Source organism: uncultured Campylobacter sp., assembly GCF_938018145.1.
In the GTDB taxonomy this organism is placed as follows: domain Bacteria; phylum Campylobacterota; class Campylobacteria; order Campylobacterales; family Campylobacteraceae; genus Campylobacter_A.
Genome location: NZ_CALIII010000125.1, coordinates 1 through 4,499 on the forward strand (window position 1 = coordinate 1; position 4,499 = coordinate 4,499).

Consider the following 4,499-nt stretch of genomic DNA (forward strand, 5'->3'; position numbering starts at 1 on the left):
AGATCTGGCAGCAAAGACGGCTTTAAAAAGCCTGAATTTGCCGGCGAAAAGCGCGCTCGCGTCGTGAAAAAATCGGACGATAAATGATAAGCGCACAGCTCATCGAACACATCTTTAAAGCCGCATCCATCTCGCGCTGGAACGACTATCCGAAGATGACGAATTTAGTCGAGCTTGATAAGCAAGCGCACAAATTTATCATCGCATATTTCATCGCAAAGCTCGAGCACGGCGCCAATATGAACTACATCATCGAGGCTGGTATTTTCGAGTTTCTCGCGCGCGTCGTGGTCACGGATATACGCCCCGATGTGTTTCATCAGATGCAAAAAACCAAAAACGAGCAGATAAACGCCTGGGTGTTAACGATCCTAGAAGGGCTCGTAAAGGACGTCGAGGGCGGTAAATTTTTAGAGCGGATGCGCCGCTATCTCACGCACAAGGACAAGGCTCACGCTAAAGAGCGCCTGATCCTAAAGGCCGCTAGCTACCTCGCGACGCGCTGGGAGTTTTCGATCGTTTATCAAACGAGCAAATTTTTAAGCGACATAGACGAGCTAAAAGCGCGCGTGGAGGAGGAGCTGGAGGATTATTACGAGCTAATAGGCGTGCGCAAAATCGTGATGAATCAAAAGCTGGCCAAGCTAGTCGATCTAGCCGGTAGACTGCGCTTTCAAAAGCGCTGGGCGCAGACGCCGCGCATCCCTGAAACGGCGGTTTTAGGCCACATGTTAGTCGTGGCGATTTTGAGTTATTTTTACTCGCTTGAGGTTAAGGCCTGCAAAACTAGGCTAGAAAATAACTTCTTTTGCGCGCTCTTTCACGATCTGCCCGAGTCGCTAACGCGCGATATCATTAGCCCCGTAAAATACGGTATCGAAGGGCTAAACGAGATAATCAGCGAATACGAAATGCGCCTGATAGACGAGAAAATTTTGCCTTTCGTGCCTGAAAATTTTAGAGACGAGTTTAGCTATATCCTGGGCATCCGTATGGAAGGTGGCAAATTTATCAAAAACGAGTTTGAAAACAGGATCTGCGAGAAAAAGCCTCTGCATCACGAGGGCACGATGGAGAACGTAAACGAGGATAAATTTAACGCCATCGACGGCAAAGCGCTCAAATTTTGCGACAAACTGGCGGCATTTTTTGAGGCAGGGATCTCGATCAGCTACGGCGTAAAGTCAAACGAACTAACCGAAGGCTTTAATAATATGGATAAATTTTTTCAGAAAAATCAGAGCTTGGACGGAGTGAATTTTTTAAAAATTTGCGATGATTTTAAGGAGCATTTTTCGCTTTTGCAGGTTTAAAAACCCTCTCTCAGATGACTGCGGCACACGCCTAGCCTAAGTGCTCTGCTGTGTTCCCACCCTGAAGCGGTGCCTAGAAGAGACATTGCACAGGTCTAAGAAAGGGCAAGAGCGATTTTACTCAAATTTTACTTAAATATATTTTAGGCGGCAACATGGGATTTGATATAAAATGTAAATTTTTGTCGTTGTTTAGGGAGTTTTTGGTCTATCACCACCGCTCGCTGGAGTTTCGCGCGAAGATCTTCGCGGCTATCATATCGGCCAAACTCAATCCCGAAGAGGACGATTTTGCAAATTTATACGACATATCGAGCGAAATTTACGGCAGCGACGAGAACCGCAAACGCGTACTCATCGAAACTACCAAAGAGTACGTCTCCCGCATAAAACGCAAAGACCCCATGACGCTTGATAGCTTGCTTTTGGCGATCGATCAGGCCATCAGAGCGAACAAAAACTACGCGCTAAAGATCGACTTTGAGCACCTGCGCAGGCTCATCGACGCCGACGAATACGAAGGCCTCGTGCAGCAGCGCGTGTATGATTTTTTACTCTACGAGGTAAAAACCTACGCGCCAAACAGATAAAACCTCAAATTTGAATTAAATTTTGCTTACTTTTGCTGTTTTTTTGCGGCGTTTTATTATGGATTTGATTTTTGGGAGGCGATACGCTTGATAAGGGCATTTATAAAGGGTCGGTATGCCTGAGGCCGGTAGCGCAACTGACATAAATTTTACTGTCAAAAAGGCCGGTATCTACGAGATAAGTTTCATCTACGCACAAGATCCGCAAAAGCAAAAAGAGGAAGAAAAACGCAGCGAAGAGGCCTTCCCAGGATACGGTAGCGATGCGTTTACGAAGTGGTTTTGCCAAAAAACTACGGCTACTAAGCTGGCCGGATATTATGGTTATACGACGCAAGGCGTCGCTGAGCCAATTGGTACGAGTGAAGAGGAAAAAGCGGTCTGCACGGGCGAAAAAATCTTGCTAAAAGTAGCGCTAAAATCTATGCAAAACCGCGAAATAAGCTACGTCAAAGGCGGCGAGGTAAACGATCTAAAACAAAATTTGAGCGCCCCAACCGAAACGTTTGATCTGTCAAAATACGGCGCGACTTCATGGTACAGCGCGCCAAACGGAGGCTTTGCGCACGATAAAGTTTTGCTCAGAGCAGAGCTCGAAAAAGGCGAATATAACATAAAAGTGCAGGCTCTAAGCGACGCGCCCGAGCTAAAAAAGATCGTGACGTTTATTAAAATTAGCAAATATCACAACTGGAAATAAAAATTTACCATTTTTTCGAGTGAAATTTAACTAAATTTACTAAAAATTCCTAAGCCCTATTTCCAAATTTGAACGGATTAAATTTGGATCAAATTTAGCCTTTACCTGCGCTAAATTTCCGAAATTTTCGCCCGTATCGAGGAAATTTTGCAGGTAATAAACGCCTCTGTATCCGTGCTCGTACAAAATCTCGCTCATCGCCGAGATATCGCCCTCATCTAGCAAGTCCGCATATACCGTTGTTCTAACCTCAAATTTAAGGCCGCTTTGCAGCAAAAACTCAAGCGTTTGCAAGAAATTTTTATATAAATTTGATCCGGTAACCTTTAGAAATTTCTCTTTCGACGCTTTAAAATCAAGCGCGATGTAGTCGATCAAATTTAGCGAGATAGCCTGCCCAAGCGCGGTCAAATTTGAGCCGTTGGTATCGACTTTGAGCGAAAAGCCGCGAGACTTTACTTCGCTAGCTAGCGGTAAAAACGCGGGGCTAAGCGTGCATTCGCCGCCGCTAAAAACCACTCCGCTAAGCTTGCCTTTGCGCTTGTCTAAAAATTTGATAAACTCAGCACGGCTGATCTGTCCCGCGCCAGTGACGATAGGGACGTTGTAGCAATAGGCGCAGCGCATGTTGCAGCCCGCAAACCACGCTATACAGGCCGTTTTGTCGGGGTAGTCGAGAGTCGTAAAGGGGGTGAGCGAGTAAAGCGGAAAATCAGCGTCTTTCACGTTTTACTCGCAGGAGTTTAGCGGGATTTTGGCTCGCAAAATTTGACGCGCTCTTTGTGCTCGCCTTTTTTGCCGAGGTTAAAGCTCTCTACCGGGCGGTGGTAGCCCATTACGCGGGTGTAAACGACGCATTTGGTGCGTTTTGCCTCAAGCGAAGCTAGGATTTCTTTGTCGCTCATTTGTCACTCCTTGATAATTGATGTCAAATAGTATAGCACTTTGTAGATAACTACCATCTTAAATTTATTGGCGCACCTTTGTTTTTCAGCCATTATTAAAAGTATGGTAATATTCGCGTTACGATTAAATTTAAAACAAAGGAAAAATATGGCAAAAGTCAAATTTCACGGCGCAGACATCGCGCTAAAAGGCGAAGAGGTATTTGTAGGTTCGTATGCTCCAGAGGTCACGCTAGTCGGACAGGATCTAGGCGAGTTTAAGGTCGGCGGTAACAACGGCATCGAGATACTAGTAGTTGTCCCGTCGCTAGATACTGGCGTTTGCGCGACTGAGACGCGTAAATTTAACGAAAAAATGGCCGCGAAACAGGCAATCAAACTAAGCGTGATCTCGATGGATCTGCCGTTTGCGATGGGTAGATTTTGCTCTACGGAGGGCATCAAAAATTTAAAAGTCGGCAGCGACTTTAGAGCTAGAGAATTTGGCGAAAAATACGGCATAATCATCGGCGAAGGGCCGCTTGCTGGGCTTTTAGCCAGAGCTGTTTTTGTTATCAAAGATGGCGTCGTCATCCACAAACAAATCGTCCCAGAGATCACGGACGAGCCAAACTACGACGCGGTATTTGACGCGATAAAATCAAGCGGAGGCTGCGGCTGCGGGTGTATGTAAGCTACGAAATTTAAGGCCGCGATGGCGGTCTTTTTATTTTTTATACTCAAATTTTAAAAATTTCCGCGTTAAAATTATTGACTGTAAATCAAATTTGTAAATAGAATCAGCAAATTTATGTTTAGATGGTTTAAATTTTCTAATTAAATTTGCATTTTTATCATTATATACATACTTTACATATGTTTTATCTGCAGATATTTTCATTTTCTTTACTTTTTCTTGTTTTATAGCTGATATCATTTCAGAATAATTTATTTCTGGGCATTCATTTTTTAACGGTTACTTTAAGCAGGCAGAACTTTTGTTCTGCTTTTT

6 protein-coding genes and 1 other RNA gene are annotated in these 4,499 nt (G+C 44.4%); 4 read left to right on the plus strand and 3 right to left on the minus strand.

The window, feature by feature from the left end:
* The first annotated feature begins 83 nt into the window (after positions 1-83).
* Positions 84-1,313, plus strand: a complete 1,230-nt coding sequence (locus Q0338_RS02790) for an HD domain-containing protein (RefSeq protein ID WP_298085435.1) — start codon at positions 84-86, stop codon at positions 1,311-1,313.
* Between the two features lie 4 nt (positions 1,314-1,317).
* Here the strand turns inward: Q0338_RS02790 and ffs are convergent.
* Positions 1,318-1,415, minus strand: an RNA gene (gene ffs / locus Q0338_RS02795) — signal recognition particle sRNA small type.
* Positions 1,416-1,468: 53 nt separating this feature from the next.
* Between ffs and Q0338_RS02800 the strand changes: the two genes are divergently transcribed.
* The gene (locus tag Q0338_RS02800) at positions 1,469-1,903 is read left to right on the plus strand and encodes a hypothetical protein (RefSeq protein ID WP_298085436.1); all 435 of its coding nucleotides are present in this window, start codon (positions 1,469-1,471) and stop codon (positions 1,901-1,903) included.
* A gap of 115 nt (positions 1,904-2,018) precedes the next feature.
* Positions 2,019-2,603, plus strand: a complete 585-nt coding sequence (locus Q0338_RS02805; RefSeq protein WP_298085437.1) for a DUF5625 family protein — start codon at positions 2,019-2,021, stop codon at positions 2,601-2,603.
* Positions 2,604-2,642: 39 nt separating this feature from the next.
* Here Q0338_RS02805 and Q0338_RS02810 read toward each other — a convergent pair whose 3' ends face one another.
* A complete protein-coding gene (locus tag Q0338_RS02810; RefSeq protein ID WP_298085438.1) occupies positions 2,643-3,329 on the minus strand; it encodes an anaerobic ribonucleoside-triphosphate reductase activating protein in 687 nt (228 codons plus the stop codon).
* 17 nt (positions 3,330-3,346) lie between these two features.
* A complete protein-coding gene (gene nrdD / locus Q0338_RS02815) occupies positions 3,347-3,508 on the minus strand; it encodes an anaerobic ribonucleoside-triphosphate reductase (protein WP_004321737.1) in 162 nt (53 codons plus the stop codon).
* Positions 3,509-3,656: 148 nt separating this feature from the next.
* On the opposite strand from nrdD, the gene tpx reads away from it, so the two are divergent.
* On the plus strand, positions 3,657-4,181 hold the full coding sequence (gene tpx, locus Q0338_RS02820) for a thiol peroxidase (protein ID WP_298085439.1): 525 nt from the start codon (positions 3,657-3,659) through the stop codon (positions 4,179-4,181).
* The last annotated feature ends 318 nt before the right edge of the window (positions 4,182-4,499 follow it).